The following is a 17,777-nucleotide window of genomic DNA, read 5'->3' on the forward strand; positions in this document are numbered from 1 at the left end:
ATTAAGCCTTCTTTAAATATTTACACTTTCTTAATAGGGGCGTATTTCAGTACCAGCCTCTTGACCCCCTGATTTGGAAATGCTATTTGAAGCTCGGTGTTTTCCCCGCTGCCAGATATAGATATCACGGTACCTGTACCGAACTTGCTATGTGCCGCCTTATCACCGGCTTTCCACTCAACACTTGTATCTGGCTTAATAAGGCCGGATGGTCTGTTGGTGGTTGCTGTGGCAGAATTATTGCTGTTGGTGACGATTCGGGCAGGTCCAGTGGCACCACGAACGGTTTTAAGAGCATCCATAGCAGACATGGACTGACCCTGTCGTCCAGCATTGCTGCTTCCCTGGGAGAATCTCGGCATATAGGAGCTGCTTTGGCCCCTATCATTACCATAGGCACCATAGCTATTTCCATAGCTGCTGCCACCAAAGCTTCTATGTCCTCTGGCAGAAAGCTCCTCCTTGTATTGAGGCGGAATTTCCTCCAAGAATCTGGATGGATCATAAACTCTGGTCTGACCATAAATAGTACGCATGGAGGCGTAGGTCAAAAACAGCTTACGCTCTGCGCGGGTTATGCCCACATAGCAGGTGCGACGCTCCTCCTCCAGCTCCTCTGGGCTGTCCAAGGTTCTGGAATGAGGGAACATGCCTTCCTCCATTCCGGCAATAAATACCACTGGGAACTCCAAGCCCTTGGCTGCATGAAGGGTCATCATGGTAACCCTGTCAGTGGCCTCAACGGCATTATCAAGATCAGTAATCAGGGAAATATGCTCAAGGAAATTAAAGAGGCTGGTTTCGGTTTCCGTCTTTTCAAAATCCTTGGCTACACCCACAAATTCCCGAACATTTTCTATGCGGGAGGTATTCTCCTCTCCCTTCTTCTTATCCGCCTTTAGTGCTTCAATGTAGCCAGTCTTATCAATAATCTCCTCCATAAGCTGGGATACTGACATACTTTCCTGCTTGTTCATCAGGTCCAGCAAAAGCATGGAGAAAACCCCCAACGGATTCTTGGTCCTAGCAGTTAAACCAGGAATTTCATTTAAGGTATCAGGATTGGCAATTATCTCAAAGAGAGTAATTTTCTTTTCGTTGGAATAAGCCAGCAATTTATTAATGGATGTTTCACCGATACCGCGACGTGGCACATTGATAATACGCTGAAGACTAACAGAATCAAAAGGATTTGACAACACGCGCATATAGGCGAGAATATCCTTGATTTCCATACGTTCATAGAATTTCAGGCCACCTACAATAGTATATGGCATCCCCTGACGCATAAAGGCTTCCTCCAGCACTCGGGATTGAGCGTTGGTTCGGTAGAGCACTGCCATATCCCCATAAGGGGTGTTGAAAATGGTATTCTGCTTTACGATGTTATCCAGAATAAATCTGGCCTCATCCCGCTCATCAGAAGCCAAATATGTGGTGATATGGTCTCCATCGGCGTTGTCCGTCCACAGCACCTTTTTCTTTCTATTAGAGTTATGCTCAATAACAGCATTGGCTGCTGCCAAAATTTTCTTGGTAGAACGGTAATTCTGCTCCAACATAATGGTGCGGGCCTCAGGATAATCACTTTCAAAGTTAAGAATGTTACGCATATCCGCACCACGCCAGCCATAAATGGACTGATCCGCATCACCCACAACGCAGAGGTTGTGATGACCACCGGCCAGCAGCTTGGTCAGCTCATATTGGGCCCCATTGGTATCCTGATACTCATCCACCATAATGTACCTGAAACGGCGCTGATAACGGGTTCTGATTTCCTCGTTTTCCTCCAGTACGGATACAGCAACCAAAAGCAGGTCATCAAAATCAAGAGCATTATTGGAACGGAGCTTGCTCTGATAAAGGGTATAAACCTCGGACACCTTCTGGTCGTAAAATGTACCATTTATGCGGACGTGCTGGGCAAAGGCCACCGGACCCATCATCTGATTTTTGGCATTGGAAATAGCCCCCAGAACAGCTCCTGGGGAATACTGCTTGTCATCAAGATTCAGCTCTTTAAGACACTTTTTAATCATAGACTGAGTATCGCTGGCATCATATATGACAAAATTTTTCTGGTATATTCCCGTAGCCTCTATCTCACGGCGTAAAATCCGCGCACAAAAACTATGGAAGGTGCTGAGCCAGATATCCTTTGAACCTGCACCAATCATGCGGTCAACACGCTCACGCATTTCAGCTGCTGCCTTATTGGTAAAGGTAATGGCCAAAATGCTGTATGGAGATACTCCATGGGCTAAAAGGTTTGCAATACGATGGGTCAGAACTCTGGTTTTTCCGGAGCCTGCTCCCGCCATTATCAAAAGTGGTCCTTCAAGGCATTCCACCGCTTCCCTTTGGGCGGGATTTAATCCACTGAATATATCCAAGGTTATCCTCCTAGTTGTTAATCAAAAAAGAAATAACCCCTTCAGGGCCTATTTAGGCAATAGAGCCATGCTGAAGGGGTAAAAATTACTTAGAATTTTGCAGCAGCCTCGGTAAGAGGAGGTACAATCTGCTTTTTGCGGGACATTACCCCTGGCAGATGAATGCAATCACCGGAAGCATCCTGCTTGAAGGCATCTGCAATCAGCTTCTTAGGCTCACCATAGAATACCAGATCAGTGGATTCCTCAATAATATCGGTAACCATAAGCATAATCAGATTATAGCCTTCCTTATCGCAAATATCCTTCATGGCAGCGGTAATATCAGCCTTCATATCAAGAACCTCAGCAGTGTCCATAACAGAAATCTGGCTTACCAGAGCCTTGTAGCTACCAAAGCTGAATGGCTTGGAATCTGTCTTGGCAATCTCAGCAGGAGTCTTGTCGCCAACGCCGGCACCAGCCTTCAGCATAGCCATAGCATACTCATGAAGGTCAACCTCTGCAATCTCAGCCAGCTTCTCAGCAGCATCGTGATCCTTATCAGTGCAGGTTGGAGACTTATAAAGGACTGTATCGGACATAATCGCAGAAAGAAGAAGACCTGCAATGTCCTTTGGAATATTGATGTTCTTGTCCCAGAACATATTGGCAATAATAGTGGAAGTACAGCCAACTGGCTCAGTATGAACATAGATTGGACCAGCAGTGTTCAGACCACCGAAACGATGATGGTCAACGATTTCAATAAGCTCAGCATCAGCCAGACCATCGATAGCCTGGCCCACCTCATTGTGGTCCACCTGAATAACCTTCTGACCAGCCTCGACCTTGGTTGCCAAAATTGGAGCAGCCACATCGAAATAATCAAGTGCGTACTGGGTTTCCTTATTGATTTCACCGCAACGGATAGCAGTTGCATCCTCCCCCATAGCCTGCTTTAAAGCTGCATAGGAAATAGCAGCGCAGATGGAATCGGTGTCTGGATTCTTGTGTCCTACAACATAAATACTCATTAAAAATAATCCTCCTAAAATATATCAAGTGCCTTCCCCCCTGGGGAAGGTGGGCACGAAGTGCTCGGATGAGGTCAAGTTCTTGGTCCTGGTCCAACCTGCTGAAGATTTACATAATCCAGCTGGCGCATGGCTTCATAAGCCACAATAGCCGCAGAATTGGACAAATTCAGTGAACGGGCACCTTCTATCATTGGAATACGAATACACTTTTCCCAATTGGCCTTTAAAATGGACTCCGGGATACCAGCGGTTTCCTTGCCAAAAACCAACATATCATCCAGCTGGAAGGTGGCCTCGGAATGGGCTCTAGGGGCCTTGGTGGTACAATAATGGAAGTTATTTTCCGGATATTTATCCAGAACTTCCTGAAAGTTTTCATGGACATGAACCTTCACCATATCCCAATAGTCAAGACCAGCCCGCTTTAAGTGTTTATCATCAATGGAGAAGCCCAAGGGCTTCACCAAATGAAGCTCAATACCAGTAGCCGCACAAAGACGGGCAATATTACCGGTATTGCCGGGAATTTCCGGCTCAATAAGAACAATATGCATTATATAACCTCAAAAATTAATCAGCTGTCACCACAGCACCCTTGGATGCAGAGGTGGTGAGCTTGGCATAGCGTGCCAGATAGCCGTGCTTGATTTTTGGCTCCGGCTTAACCCATGCAGCCTTACGCTTGGCAAGGGTTTCGTCGTCTACGCGGAGCTCCAGCTTGCGATTTGGAATATCAATATCAATAATGTCCCCGTCCTCAATAAGGGCGATAGGACCACCTGCCATAGCCTCTGGAGATACGTGGCCAATGCAGGCACCACGGCTGGCTCCAGAGAAACGGCCATCTGTAATAAGGCCAACCTTCAAGCCACGGCCCACAATAGCCGCAGTAGGATTCAGCATCTCCTGCATACCAGGACCACCCTTAGGGCCTTCGTAGCGGATAACCACAACATCACCGTCATGAATGTCACCATCCATAATGGCGTTTACAGCATCCTCCTCGGAGCTGTAGCACTTGGCCTTGCCGGAATATACCAGCATATCCTCAGCTACTGCAGAAGCCTTTACAACAGCATTTTCAGGACAGAGATTACCAGAGAGAATTGCCAGACCACCCTCTGGGCGATAAGGCTCCTCAACTGTTTTTATAACATCTGGGCGCAAAATCCTTGCATTGGTAATACGATCTGCCACAGTGCCACAAACAGTAAGGGCGTCCGTGTGAATAATCCCCTTCTTTGACAGCTCCTTCATTACGGCTGAAATACCACCAGCCTCGTTTAAATCAACAATATGATGATGTCCGGCAGGGCTCAGACAGGCAATATATGGTGTATTGTGACTGATTTCATCAAATTTCTGGGCAGGCAGGTCAATACCGGCCTCATGGGCAATAGCAGTGAGATGAAGTACAGTATTGGAGGAACCGCCGATACCCATATCCACAGTAATGGCATTTTCAAAGGCCTTTTGAGTCAAAATATCCCGTGGCTTAATGTCCTTCTTTACCAGTTCCAGAATACGCTCACCAGCACGCTTGGCCAAAAGTCTGCGTGCCCCTGTGTACGCAGCTGGAATAGTGCCATTTCCTGGCAGACCCATACCCAGAGCCTCAGTTAGACAGTTCATAGTATTTGCAGTGAACAGACCAGCACAGGAGCCACAGCCAGGGCAAGCCACTGCCTCGATAGCTGTCATATCCTCCTCGCTGATTTTACCAGCCGCAAATTCGCCTGCTGCCTCAAAGGACTGGCTGACGCTTATGTCCTTGCCATGATAACGGCCTGGCAGCATAGGGCCACCGCTTACAACGATACAAGGAATATTAAGACGGGCTGCTGCCATAAGCATACCCGGAACAACCTTATCACAGTTTGGAATCAAAACCAATCCGTCAAAGCCGGTTGCCATAGCCACTGCCTCAATGGAGTCAGCAATCAGCTCACGACTGGCAAGTGAGTATTTCATGCCTGTATGCCCCATGGCGATACCATCGCAAACACCGATTGCAGGGAACTCCATAGGAGTACCGCCGGCTGCGGCTACCCCCAGCTTGGCTGCTTCAGCAATCTCTTTAAGATGAATATGGCCTGGAATTACTTCATTAAAGGAGTTACAGATACCAATCAATGGCTTCTTCAAATCCTCTGGGCCAAAGCCCATGGCATTAAACAGGGAACGATGGGCGCAACGGGTAGCGCCTTTTTTTACAACATCTGATCTCATAAATACACACCTGCCTAAATATTTGATTCTAAAGCTTGTTTACCAAGCTACACACATACGCATATTTTATCATATTTCAAACGCGTTTAAAACTGATAATTGATTCATTTAGCCCTATCTGATTTTTTAAAACTCTATGCCCTTTTGTGCCTTGATGCCCTTTTGGTAAGGATGCTTTATGAGCTTCATTTCCGTTACCAAGTCAGCCATATCAATTATATCCTCCTTGGCATCACGGCCGGTAAGTACCACATGGAGCTCAGCAGGCCGTTTGGCAAGCAGAGCCTTCACATCCTCAACAGCTATCAGCTCAAACTTCACTGCATAATTTATTTCATCGAGAATTATAAGGTCATAGCTGCCTGATTCAAAGGCTTTCCTCGCTTCTTTAAGTGCCTCTTTAGCTGCCTCAATATGCTCTGCCTTATCATCAGTGTTTCGCTGAAAGCCCTTGCCAAGCCTTCTTAGCTCAATACGGCCGTCTATTTCCCCCAGCTTTTTGATGGTTTCAATTTCTCCGTATTTCCAGCCGCCTTTAATAAACTGTAAAATAAGAACCCGAAGCCCATCCCCCCAGGCTCTCATGGCAAGGCCCAATGCCGCCGTGGTTTTTCCTTTTCCATTTCCCGTATGAACAATGATTAAGCCATTCTTTTCTTCCATAGCTTCTTCTCCACTTTGTTAAACACGTGAATATACAGTCCTACAATTACAAATACAGTAACGCTCCAGCTTATTGGATATACTGCCATCAGCACCTCAAAGGTTGGATATTCTGCAAAGACGGTATAAACGTAAAAAATACGGAACACGCAAACACCCAGCATACAGGCAATGGCCGGAACCAGTGAATAGCCCACGCCACGCATGGCCCCACTAAGGGTTTCAATAAATATATTTATTACCTCAAAGGTAAGAATGTACCGAATACGTATTGCGGCATATTCCAAAACTGCCGGATCAGCTGTAAAAATCTCTGACAAAGGATAAGCAAAGACAGCAAAAGCAATACTAATGGAACCCGTAATAAGCGTACTGATACCAAGGGTTACCTTTATTACCCTACGACAGCGGGCAATATTCTTTGCACCGTAATTCTGTCCCACAAAGGTGGTTGCCGCCTGGGAAAAGGCCTGCAAAATAAAGAAGCCCGCAAATTCAAAATTCAAGGCAACTGCAGTGGCTGCCACCACTTCGGCACCCAAATTATTTAAAGCCACCTGAATAATTACATTTGAAAAGGAGAACACCATGCCCTGAAAGCCCGTTGGCAATCCTACCTTGCAAATATGGATAAGGATAGCTTTATCAACCCACAATTTATCAAATCTTAACTGCATTGGCCCCTTTTCATTATGAAGCCAATAAATCATCAAACTGGCACTGGCACAGCTGGCCATTACAGTGGCAATGGCAACACCTTCCACTGCCATCCCCAACTGGATAACAAAAAACAGATTCAACAACACGTTAATTGTGCCTGCGCACAGCATAGCATAAAGGGGACGCTTGGTATCTCCCTTGGCACGTAAAAGGGAGGCTCCAAAGTTATATACCAGCATAATAGGCACGCCCCCCATTAAAATGCGAAGGTACAGCACCGCCTGATCCATAATATCCTCAGGGGTATCAACCATGCGCAAAATATCCGGGGCAAAATACACGCCAAAAACGGCCAGCGCAATACCACTGGTAACAGCCAACACGATTGATGTATGAATGGTCTTTTTGATGCGCAGATAGTCTTTGGAGCCTATACGCATGGCACAAACTACATTTGCACCGATGGAAAGACCGATAACAAGGTTCAGCATAAGATTTATGACAATGGCATTAGCACCAACTGCGGCCAATGCCTCCTTGCCCACGAACTGACCTACCACAGCAACATCCGTTGCGTTGAACAACTGCTGCATAATACTGGTACAGGCAAGTGGAATCGCGAATTTCAATATCTTGTCCCAGATACTGCCCTCCAGCATATTTATACTTCCTAAAGCCAAATTACTTCTCTTCCTTTAAATGCTCTTCTAACTTATCCATAATTTCAAAGGCCTGGTCCTCAGTTACAAGAATTTCCCGTGGCTTGCTGCCCTGTGGTGGGCCCACAATCTTTAACTGCTCCATGGTATCCAGGAGTCTGCCGGCACGGGTAAAGCCAATATGATAACGGCGCTGGAAGCTGGAGGCAGAAGCATTCCCTGTCTGCATAACCAGCTCAACAGCCTGACGAAGTAATTCATCAACACTGCTTTTTACCTTGGTGTTATCACCTTCATCACCCTCGGCCTCCTGCTCAGCCTTATTGGTAAAATCAATAATCTCCTGATTAATCTCCAGCTTATGGCCCTGCTGCTTGATGCGTTCCACTAACAATTCCACATCAGCATCACTGACAAAGGCACCCTGAACACGGGTAGCCTTTGGCTCGGTCTGAGGCTTAAAGAGCATATCGCCCTTGCCCAACAGCTTTTCTGCTCCAGCAGAATCCAAAATAGTTCTGGAATCAATCTGGGATGTAACAGCAAAGGAAATTCTGGACGGAATATTGGCCTTGATAACGCCTGTAATAACGTTTACAGAAGGACGCTGGGTTGCCAATACCAGATAAATACCGGCTGCACGGGCCTTCTGGGCCAGACGGCAGATAGCATCCTCCACATCGTGAGGTGCCACCATCATTAAATCGGCCAGCTCATCGATGATAATTACTACTGAGGACATCTGCTTGTCCTTTTCCTCTGCATAATACTTGTTATAGGTCTCAATATTCTTGACCCCAGCCTGGGCAATGAGGCCATAGCGCTTTTCCATCTCCTGAACTGCCCAGTTAAGAACAGATGCCGCCTTACGGGCGTCAGTAACTACAGGGACCATCAGATGAGGAATATCATTATAAATAGACAGCTCCACCATCTTAGGGTCAATCATAATAAACTTGACCTCATCTGGCTTTGCCTTAAAGAGAATACTGGTAACAATGGTGTTGATACATACAGATTTACCGGAACCAGTGGCACCAGCCACCAGCAAATGAGGCATATCTGCAAGATTTCCGAAAATTGCCTTACCGCTGATATCCTTACCAAAGCCCACTGTCAGCTTTGATTTGGCCTCATCAAAGGCTGGATTTTCCAAAACTTCACGGAGAGGAACGCTTTCCAGCTTGCGGTTTGGCACCTCAATGCCAATTGTGGAACGGTTTGGAATCTGCTCAATACGTACAGATGTAGCAGCCATACTAAGGGCAATATCATCAGCCAGGCCTGTGAGCTTGTTCACCTTTACACCTGGAGCCAGCTTTACCTCATAACGGGTAACAGCAGGACCATGGGTTGCTCCTAAAATAGTGGCATTAACCTTAAAATCCTTCAAGGTCTGAGCCAGGACCTTGGCCTTGGTCTGAATCTCAGCTTCCAGCTTGTCGTCCTTTTCCTTTACGACTTCCTTTAAAACGTCCTTAACATCAGGCACTTCATAAGGAGGCAATTCTACCTTTTCTTCTTTCTCCTGCAGCTGGGCACTTAATGCTGCCGCCTGGGCCAGCTTGCCAACCTCCTCGGCTGCAGCAGCTGCTCCAGCTGTCTTGGATGCTTCAAGGGCTGCTGCCTTTTCAGCTACATCAGCAGCAATATCCTCCTCATCCTCCGGAAGACTTTGTGTGAAGGAGGACTCTCCGTCGTGATCGGAGCTAAAATCAATCTTGAAGTCACTATCTACACTATCGTCAGAGTCACCAGCGGATTCATCAATGGATTTATCAACATATTCATCAACGGAAGAATCTTCTTCGTCTTCTTCAAAATCAGTTCCTTCAAAGCTAAAGGTTTCTGAGGTTTCGTCAGACTCCTCCTCAGCATTGATAAGGTCATCAATTGAAGCTACTATCATCGGATTTATATCTTCCTCATCAGGTTCATCAGCTGGTTCCAAAACAGTTTCTGTGCTTTCTTCAATTTCACTGACCTTGACTGTTTCATCCACATTTTCCCGTTGCTCCACAAGGAAATCCAAATCTTCCTCAGATTCCGGAGTATCTGCATTAAGGATATCCTCTTCCTCGTCGTCAAGCTCTGCATCAAAATTACCCTTTAATCGCCAGTTGTCAAAGGTTCTTTTTCCCACCTTATTGGTGTGGATATTCTTATAGCCTGATGTATCAAGCTTTTTAAGATTTCTGTCCAAATTTCCTGCTGCTTTATAGGCAAATTCACTGATATATTCTTCCTTGCTCCCACTCATATCCGGACTGTCAAACATGGCTTCATAAAGGCCTGTACCCGTGCTCTGAGCCTCATTATTCACAGGCTCTTGGGCGACAGTATTATTGACATAGGGATTATCAAAGGGCTGCTGATTCGCCTTTGAAGAAGGTGCCTGCCAAGAGGGAGCATTATCTCCCTTATTTAGTGGAATAATGGGCTCAATATTTCCTACACCTTCTCCTGCCGGGGAAAATGTCGAACTATATGAGGCGGATGAGGTGTAGTCCTGCCCGTCCATAGCCGGATCATCCATAAAGGAATCATCCCTTGTCTGGTCATAGAAGGAATTACGGCTTTTAAATTTCTGCACCTGTTCCTCTACATGGTTCTGAACCTTATTCCCCACCTTACTGCCTACGGATTTTGCATTGTCGTATACCACCTCTGCCATATCCATGGCCACATCTGCGCCCTTTTCTGACACAGCCTTGGTGTTAAGAATACCCTGGGCCAGGGACCATGGAGTGGCCAATAAAATAGAACCGATAATAGCAGCAATAAACACAATAACAGTGCCTGCATTACCCAATGGCTTATGCAAAATGAAGGCCAGTACGCCACCCATAAGGCCACCGCCTTCGGCCAGACTGGTCGGCAACACCTCGGAACCCATCGGAATAACCATGTGATGATATAGCCCCAAAAGGGAAATAAGAAGCAGCATTACACCAATGGAGGTCTTATTAAAGCCCACCCGCTTATGCTTCATAATATTATAGCCACCTACTACTACAAAGAGCAGGGCTGTTACCGCCGAGCCAATACCGAAGAAATACTTTAAAAAGCTGGCTACATAATGGCCGATATAACCCACATTTAAACCAGATAAGCCACATAAGGAAATCAAGCCAAAGGCCACAAATAAAACGCCTACTATCTCAAATTTTCTGGTAGAAGGCTCTGCCCCCACTGCCTCTGCCTCAGGGTTATTTTTCGTAATTTTTTTCTTGTTTTTAGCTTTATTTTTAGTATCCTTTTTCTCCTTCTCTTTGGAGGAGCGTTTAGTTACTTTTTTCTGCAAAATTTTCACCTCGTATAACAAATCCGTTAACATCGGATTAATTTGAAACACCAGTTTATTATAACAAAATCAGACGAATAATAAAAGGCTTGAGAATATATCTCAAGCCTTAACCCCTTATGTTACGGTCTTTTTTACCAATATTTAACTTCCGCCTATATAAAAGTTAAATAGCCCTTTTATAATTTTTCAACTGATAAATTCCCGTAGGCAATGGCAGCTTATCATAGGTATTCCTTATTATTGCATGGAGGACCGCTTTTCGTGCAATACTTGTTTCGGGCTTGCGCCATTCCTCATAAAGCTTATGAGTAACGTGATAAGCCTTAAGCGTTTCCTGGGAATGTATCTGTATTTCAAAGGTCTGGCCGGATGGACTCAGAACGTTAAGATGAACCGACTTATACCGACCTTTATGGTTAAGATATTTATTGTCGATTTCATAAAGAATGTAGCCCTTCTCCTCAAGGAGCAACACCGTCTTAAGAACCTTATCCGCCATTTCATCATGCTGAACCAGCTCTGTATAACGAATCAGGTCGCCTAATTCAGCCACATAAGCATAATCCTGCTTTGGAGCTTCACCTGACAACAGAGCAGCATTAGTAAGGCGTTCAATCTTTTTCTTGATGCTGGAGGCTGTTTTAATTGAATACTCCAACCCCACCATGGTAGTATCCAATTTATTGGCTATATCCAGCATATCCTTAGTAATGTATGGTTCCTTGGCTATGGCCATGTTGTAAATCATCTGGGCCCGTGGCTGACATCCTGCTATAACATTATCCTGGGCTGCAGCACTACCGGAAACTACACCTTTATCAACGATATTACATAATGGCATTGATAAATTGTTTGTTTTTGAATAAATTAATTCTTTCATCTTTTCACCCCTATTTGATCTCAGATGATTTTTTCCCTTTTCATCATTACATACGGACAGTATAGTGATGTATTACAAAAGATTTAATTAAAATTAAATTAAATTTCACTAAAAAATGTCCCAGCCAACTAATTATGACTGGGACAATTTTTATCATTTAGAATTCATCATTCTTTATGCTCTGTAATAGCTTCTGTTTTCTTCTTAAACTTCTGTGACAACCAGATTACCACGCAGTACAGTACAGGAATAAGGAATATTCCCAAACAGGTGGCAAACAGCATACCGCCTACTACCGCTGTACCCATACTGTTTCTGGCCGCTGCACCGGCACCGCTGGCAGTAGCCAGTGGCAAACAGCCGATAATAAAGGCCAGAGATGTCATAAGTATTGGACGTAGTCGTAACCCAGCAGCCTCAATAGTTGCCTTTATAGGGTCCATTCCAGCATCTACACGGGCCTTGGCAAACTCAACTATGAGGATGGCATTCTTAGCCGCCAAACCCATGAGCATGATTACACCAATCTGCATGTAAACACTGTTTTGAAGTCCACCATTCAAATGTCCGAAAAGGGCTTCAATATTCAGCAGAGCATACTGTACAAAGAAGGCTCCAAAGAGTCCTGTAGGTACAGATAGAAGAACGGAGAACGGAACACTCCAGCTCTCATACAGAGCAGCCAGACAGAGGAATACAAATACTACTGAAAGGAGCATAATCTGTCCGGTGGATCCAGAGGACTTTTTCTCCTCACGGCTCTGACCAGACCATTCAACCATGAATCCGGCCGGTGCTTTTTCCTTTACAACCTCCTCTATGGCAGCCAATGCCTGCCCGGAGCTGTAGCCATCAGCCACAGAGCCCTGAATACCAATGCTTCTGGCACCATTAAATCTGGTAACAACTGATGTAGAGGTGGAAATTTTTGGAGTAAGAAGGCTGTCCAAAGGAACCATGGCCCCTACATTATTACTTACAAAGCAGAACTTCAGGGCCTCAGACTCGCTTCGATATTGAGCATCAGACTGCATCATAACCTTATACGTTCTACCAAATTGAACGAAATCATTAACCTGGGTACCACCATAGTTAATCTGCAATGCAGTAAATACGTCAGCAAGATTTACCCCCATCTGCTTAACCTTTTCCCTGTCCACATCATATTTACAAATTGGTGAATCAATGGAGAAGGTACTGTATACCATTTCAAGCTCAGGCCTCTGATTAGCAGCCAACAGAATTTCCTTTAAGAGAGTATCCAGCTCCTTATCCGTATGGCCAGTTACATCCTGCAGCTGCATACTCCAGCCACCGACCATACCCAAACCAGGTAGGGATGGCGGGAGAATACCCATAATCTGAGCCTCATTATGCTTTAAGCCCAAAATATTGGAATTTCTGATAATGGACATAATGGAAAGATCATCAGTGGTACGTTCATCCCATTTATCCAAGCATACAAACAGGGTACCCGCATTGGATTTAGTACCGGATGAAAGTACATCATAACCAGAAACCTTCAAAATATGAGAGATTCCCGGTACATCCTTCAGCTCATCAGCATAGGCATCCATAGTATCGTATGTACGATTCAGGGAAGTACCCTCTGGCATCGTAACTGATACGATAAAATAGCCCTGGTCTTCGTCCGGAACAAAGGTGGATGGCAATACCTTGAAGAAAAAGCCTGCCAATACGCATATTACCAGCAATGAAGCCAAACCGGTCTTGGCATGATCAATAATCCATGCAACACCGCCAGTATAGCGGTTCTGGGTACGATCAAACCAATCGTTAAAACGATCAAAAAATCTGTCCAAGAAATTTTCATTATGCTTTTCACTATGTGGCTTCATTAATGTGGCACAAAGAGCAGGGGTAAGGGTCAGAGCAATGAAGGCTGACAATGCCATAGACACTACAATGGTCAAAGCAAACTGACGATAAAGTACACCCGTTGTACCAGAAATGAAAGCAACAGGGATAAATACTGCTGAAAGAACGAATGCAATAGCCACTACCGGCCCCTGCACCTCGTCCATGGCCTTCTCTGTAGCTTCCACAGGTCCCAGACCATCACGTTGCATGTGGGATTCAACATTTTCTACTACAACTATGGCATCATCTACAACCAGACCTATGGCCAGAACCATAGCAAAGAGAGTCAATGTATTAATGGAAAAGCCTAAAATGATAAAGCTTGCAAAGGTACCGATAAGGGATACCGGAATAGCCAAAACTGGAATAAGGGTTGCTCTCCAGCTCTGGAGGAAAAGGAATACAATGATGATAACCAAAGCCAGTGCCTCTTTAAAGGTCTGTACTACTTCACCGATGGATTCTGAAATAAACTCAGTATTATCGATGATAGGAACGTATTTCATATCATCCGGAAAATCCTTGGAGGCTTCTTCCAATACCTTTTTTACTTCACCGATGGTTTCCATGGCGTTGGCATCATCTGTCAATTTAATACCAAAACCAGCTGCCGGGGCACCATCACAATCGGAAATTACCGAAGTAGTCTTGGCACCAGTCTCAACCTTTGCCACATCTTTAAGATATATGCAGGAACCATCGTAATTGGTCTTCAAAATAATATTTCCAAATTGTTCAGGAGTTACAAGACGGCCTTCCAAGCTGCCTGTATATTGCTTCTCCTGATTGTTCGGTGCAGGAAGCTGACCGATAGTTCCCGCAGGAGCCTGAACATTCTGTTCCTGAATAGCATTTTTAACATCCGTAATAGTAATGCCCAACTCGGCCAATCTGTCAGGATTCAACCACACACGCATGGAATAAGTGGAACCGAAGGAGGATACCTCACCTACACCTGAGATACGTTTAAGACTGTCCACAATGTAGATATTGGCATAGTTCATCAAAAAGGTACGCTTAAAGGTACCATTTGGAGAAACCATTGCGAACATATAGGTCATATCACTGGAGGATTTTCTGGTGGTAACACCTGTCGCCTGCACATCAGATGGCAGACTGGCATTGGCAATGGATACATTGTTCTGAACCAATACGGAGTCCATATTACCATCTGTTCCCAAAGCGAACCTTACGTCCAAGCTGTAGCTACCACTATCATCGGAGGTAGAAGACATATAATCCATGCCCTGGGTACCATTAACCTGCTCCTCAATAACCTGGGCCACTGTCTGATTAATTACACTGGCGTTGGCACCAATGTAGGTGGTGCTGACATTAATGGTTGGCTGACTAATCTGAGGATACTGGGCTATTGGCAAGCTCAATCCCGCCAATGTACCCATAATTACAATGATAATGGCTATAACAATGGCGAAAATCGGGCGATGTATAAAAAATCGAGCCATAATTCCCGCCTCCTTATGACTTGCTTACAATATCAGTGGATTCCTTAAGGGAGAAGCCCATATCATCTGCAGTTACCATAGTAACATCCAGGTCCTTGCCGGACTGGAGATTTGTCAGGCCATCCACGATAACAGCGTCATCCTTGGTTAATCCTTTTTTAACTACATAATAACTGCCAACCTTTTCACCCAAAACAACATTCTTAGAGAGGGATTTGCCATTCTCGTCCACTACCAGCACAAAGGTCTCCTCCAAAAGCTGCTGAACAGCTCTCTGAGGTACCAAAACAGCATCCTTCACCGTTACATCCAAGAACTTTACCCGGGCAAACATACCAGGCAGCAATGCCCCATAAGGATTGCTAAACAGTGCTTTTATGGTAAGTGAACCAGAATTATCATTAAAGGATCTGTCAGCAGCAGTTATTTTACCTACTAATGGGTACTCGTAGCCATTTGACAGCACTATTTTAACAGGTGGCAAATCAGAATTATCTGAATTATCCTGGCCGTTAGCATCAACCAATCCTTCTTCCATTGCCTTGGCCAAAATATTCAGATACTCAGTCTCACTTACACTGAACTGGGCATAAATAGGATCCAAGGAACCAATGGATACCAGCTTGGTGCTGCCGGCGGTGGCATAAGTTCCCACAGCCACATCATCCACGGAAACACGGCCGCTCATAGGAGCATATACGATGGTATCGTCCAAATTCTCCTGAGCCTTTCTGACAGCTGCTCTTTCAGAATCTACTGTAGCCATATTTGCCTTCACGTCTTCTCTCTGATTAAAGAGGGACTGCTCAGAAATTGCCTTGTCATTAAATAACACTTCATCTCTGTACAAATCATCCTGGGATTTTCTAAGGTCTGATTCTGCCTTATGAAGCTTTGCCTCAGCCTCTATAACTGCTGACTCATACTGTCTGGAATCAATACGATACAAAGGCTGACCCTCTCTAACGGTGTCCCCGCCCTTAAAGTATTTCTCCATAATGCTTCCGGAAACTCTGGAATGTACCTCAACATCATTCATACCCTTTAACTGTCCCGGATAGCTGTAGGATACTGGCGCATCCTGCTGAAGTACCTTCATGGCCTTAACAGGAGTTTTTCCAGAGGAAGCCTGTTCATCGCCACCACAGCCAGCAAAAATCATACTGGTCATTAATGCAAGAGCACCGATAACTGCCCCAGCTTTTTTTCCACTAAAACCCATCACCAGTTATTCCCCCTTCTTCTCGCTATTTTCTAAAGTCTGACGATAAGGTGTTACATCTAAATCAACGGGAACACCCATGGCTGTATCAAGACTTGCTCTACTGTAATTGTACTTATACAGGGCGTTGATAAAGTCGCCCTTGGCGGAAACCAGTTTATCCTGGGCATCCATAACCTCAAGGTTGGTGCCCACACCTGCGTTATAGCGAACTACCTCAATGCGATAATCCTCATGGGCTTTCTCCAGTGCTTCACGCATGGTACCGATATTTTCCTCTGCTGCCTGCATATTTAGATATGCAGTACGAACCTCCAGCCTTACATTGTTTAACTTATCCTTCAATTCAGCTTCGGCACGATGCACAGCAGCCTTCTTTTTATTCACCTGGGCAGAGGTTATTCCACTGTCAAAGATGTCCCAGCTAAGTGCAACTCCGGCAGTCCAGCTGTCTGAGGTTACACTATCGGTCTTAAAGGCAGAACTGCCCCCGATATTACGGCCGACCCCGGCATCCAGTTTTGGACGCATTCCCGATTTTGCAGCCTCCATTTCAGCCTTTTTCTGTCTGAGATTAAATTCCTTTTGGAACAAATCCGGACGATGAAGCTTTGCATATTCATCACACTCAGGCAATGTAAAGGCATATTTTTCATATTCCAGCTGCTCTCTTGGATTCGTCTCCGTTTCCATTGGCAGTCCAACATCATTATTAAAGGTAGCCACTGCCACATGATAGTCATTGACCGCCGTCACCAATTTCTGTTTTTCCTCAGCCAAGGAAACCTCTGAACTTAGTACATCCTTCTGGGCCACTACCCCCGCCCTTAATTTGGCATTTACGTTGTCCAGATGGGCCTGCAGATTATTGACAGATTCCTGATAAACCTCTACTTCACTGCGGCACTTTAATATGTAGTAATAATCCCCTGAAACAGTATTACGAATATTCTGCTTGGTACGTTCATACTCAAGCTCTGCTCCGGATAGTCCCATCTCAGCAGCCTTAATACCATTTTCTACTCTCCCGCCAGAATATATGGGCATAGAAAATGAAAACTGATTACCATATAAACCGTTGTGATTCCACCCCTCATAGGCTTTTCCCCCTACACGATAGGCGGTACTGGTCCAGTTTACTTTGGGTCCACCATTCCGGCGTGCTTCTCTAAGACTCCAGTAGGCACTATCCAGATCGGCTCCGCTTTCCTCAATTGAATAGTTGTTCTCAAGGGCTAATCGTATACCTTCATCAAGAGTCATATCCACACGCTCTGCTGAAGATGTACCAAAAGCAGTAAGCACAGCCAAAGCTAATGCAATAGCTCCAGCCCTTTTCTTCCTGGATTTCATATAGAACATCCCCCCTGTGTTCAAATGAACTAAGCAATATAC

Annotated in this window: 11 protein-coding genes; all 11 read right to left on the bottom strand. The window is 45.1% G+C overall.

Annotation, left to right across the window (positions count from 1 at the left end; all coding sequences use genetic code 11):
• Positions 1–20: 20 nt before the first annotated feature.
• The 11 genes from pcrA to B6K08_RS06515 all read right to left on the bottom strand — a co-directional run bounded on the left by pcrA (position 21) and on the right by B6K08_RS06515 (position 17,735).
• The gene (gene pcrA / locus B6K08_RS06465) at positions 21–2,396 is read right to left on the bottom strand and encodes a DNA helicase PcrA (protein ID WP_080325727.1); all 2,376 of its coding nucleotides are present in this window, start codon (positions 2,394–2,396) and stop codon (positions 21–23) included.
• An 89-nt stretch (positions 2,397–2,485) separates the two neighbouring features.
• Positions 2,486–3,412 (bottom strand): manganese-dependent inorganic pyrophosphatase, encoded by a 927-nt coding sequence (locus B6K08_RS06470; RefSeq protein WP_027397764.1) that lies wholly within the window; start codon positions 3,410–3,412, stop codon positions 2,486–2,488.
• 74 nt (positions 3,413–3,486) lie between these two features.
• On the bottom strand, positions 3,487–3,969 hold the full coding sequence (trmL, locus tag B6K08_RS06475) for a tRNA (uridine(34)/cytosine(34)/5-carboxymethylaminomethyluridine(34)-2'-O)-methyltransferase TrmL (RefSeq protein WP_039209908.1): 483 nt from the start codon (positions 3,967–3,969) through the stop codon (positions 3,487–3,489).
• 16 nt (positions 3,970–3,985) lie between these two features.
• Positions 3,986–5,644: a dihydroxy-acid dehydratase gene (ilvD, locus tag B6K08_RS06480; RefSeq protein ID WP_080325728.1), complete on the bottom strand. Its 1,659-nt coding sequence runs from the start codon at positions 5,642–5,644 to the stop codon at positions 3,986–3,988.
• Between the two features lie 126 nt (positions 5,645–5,770).
• On the bottom strand, positions 5,771–6,307 hold the full coding sequence (gene cobO, locus B6K08_RS06485) for a cob(I)yrinic acid a,c-diamide adenosyltransferase (RefSeq protein WP_080325729.1): 537 nt from the start codon (positions 6,305–6,307) through the stop codon (positions 5,771–5,773).
• On the bottom strand, positions 6,286–7,647 hold the full coding sequence (locus B6K08_RS06490) for an MATE family efflux transporter (RefSeq protein ID WP_200810399.1): 1,362 nt from the start codon (positions 7,645–7,647) through the stop codon (positions 6,286–6,288). Before B6K08_RS06490 ends, cobO begins: the two co-directional genes overlap by 22 nt.
• Position 7,648: 1 nt before the next feature.
• Complete coding sequence (locus B6K08_RS06495; protein WP_159446724.1) at positions 7,649–10,930, bottom strand: FtsK/SpoIIIE family DNA translocase; 3,282 nt, start codon at positions 10,928–10,930, stop codon at positions 7,649–7,651.
• 166 nt (positions 10,931–11,096) lie between these two features.
• A complete protein-coding gene (locus B6K08_RS06500) occupies positions 11,097–11,813 on the bottom strand; it encodes a hypothetical protein (RefSeq protein WP_080325732.1) in 717 nt (238 codons plus the stop codon).
• A gap of 167 nt (positions 11,814–11,980) precedes the next feature.
• Complete coding sequence (locus B6K08_RS06505; RefSeq protein WP_080325733.1) at positions 11,981–15,160, bottom strand: efflux RND transporter permease subunit; 3,180 nt, start codon at positions 15,158–15,160, stop codon at positions 11,981–11,983.
• Between the two features lie 13 nt (positions 15,161–15,173).
• Positions 15,174–16,382, bottom strand: coding sequence for an efflux RND transporter periplasmic adaptor subunit (locus tag B6K08_RS06510; RefSeq protein WP_080325734.1), 1,209 nt, complete (start codon positions 16,380–16,382; stop codon positions 15,174–15,176).
• Positions 16,383–16,388: 6 nt separating this feature from the next.
• A complete protein-coding gene (locus B6K08_RS06515; protein ID WP_159446725.1) occupies positions 16,389–17,735 on the bottom strand; it encodes a TolC family protein in 1,347 nt (448 codons plus the stop codon).
• Positions 17,736–17,777 lie beyond the last annotated feature (42 nt).

It is taken from the genome of Anaerovibrio lipolyticus DSM 3074 (assembly GCF_900141865.1).
GTDB lineage: Bacteria > Bacillota > Negativicutes > Selenomonadales > Selenomonadaceae > Anaerovibrio > Anaerovibrio lipolyticus.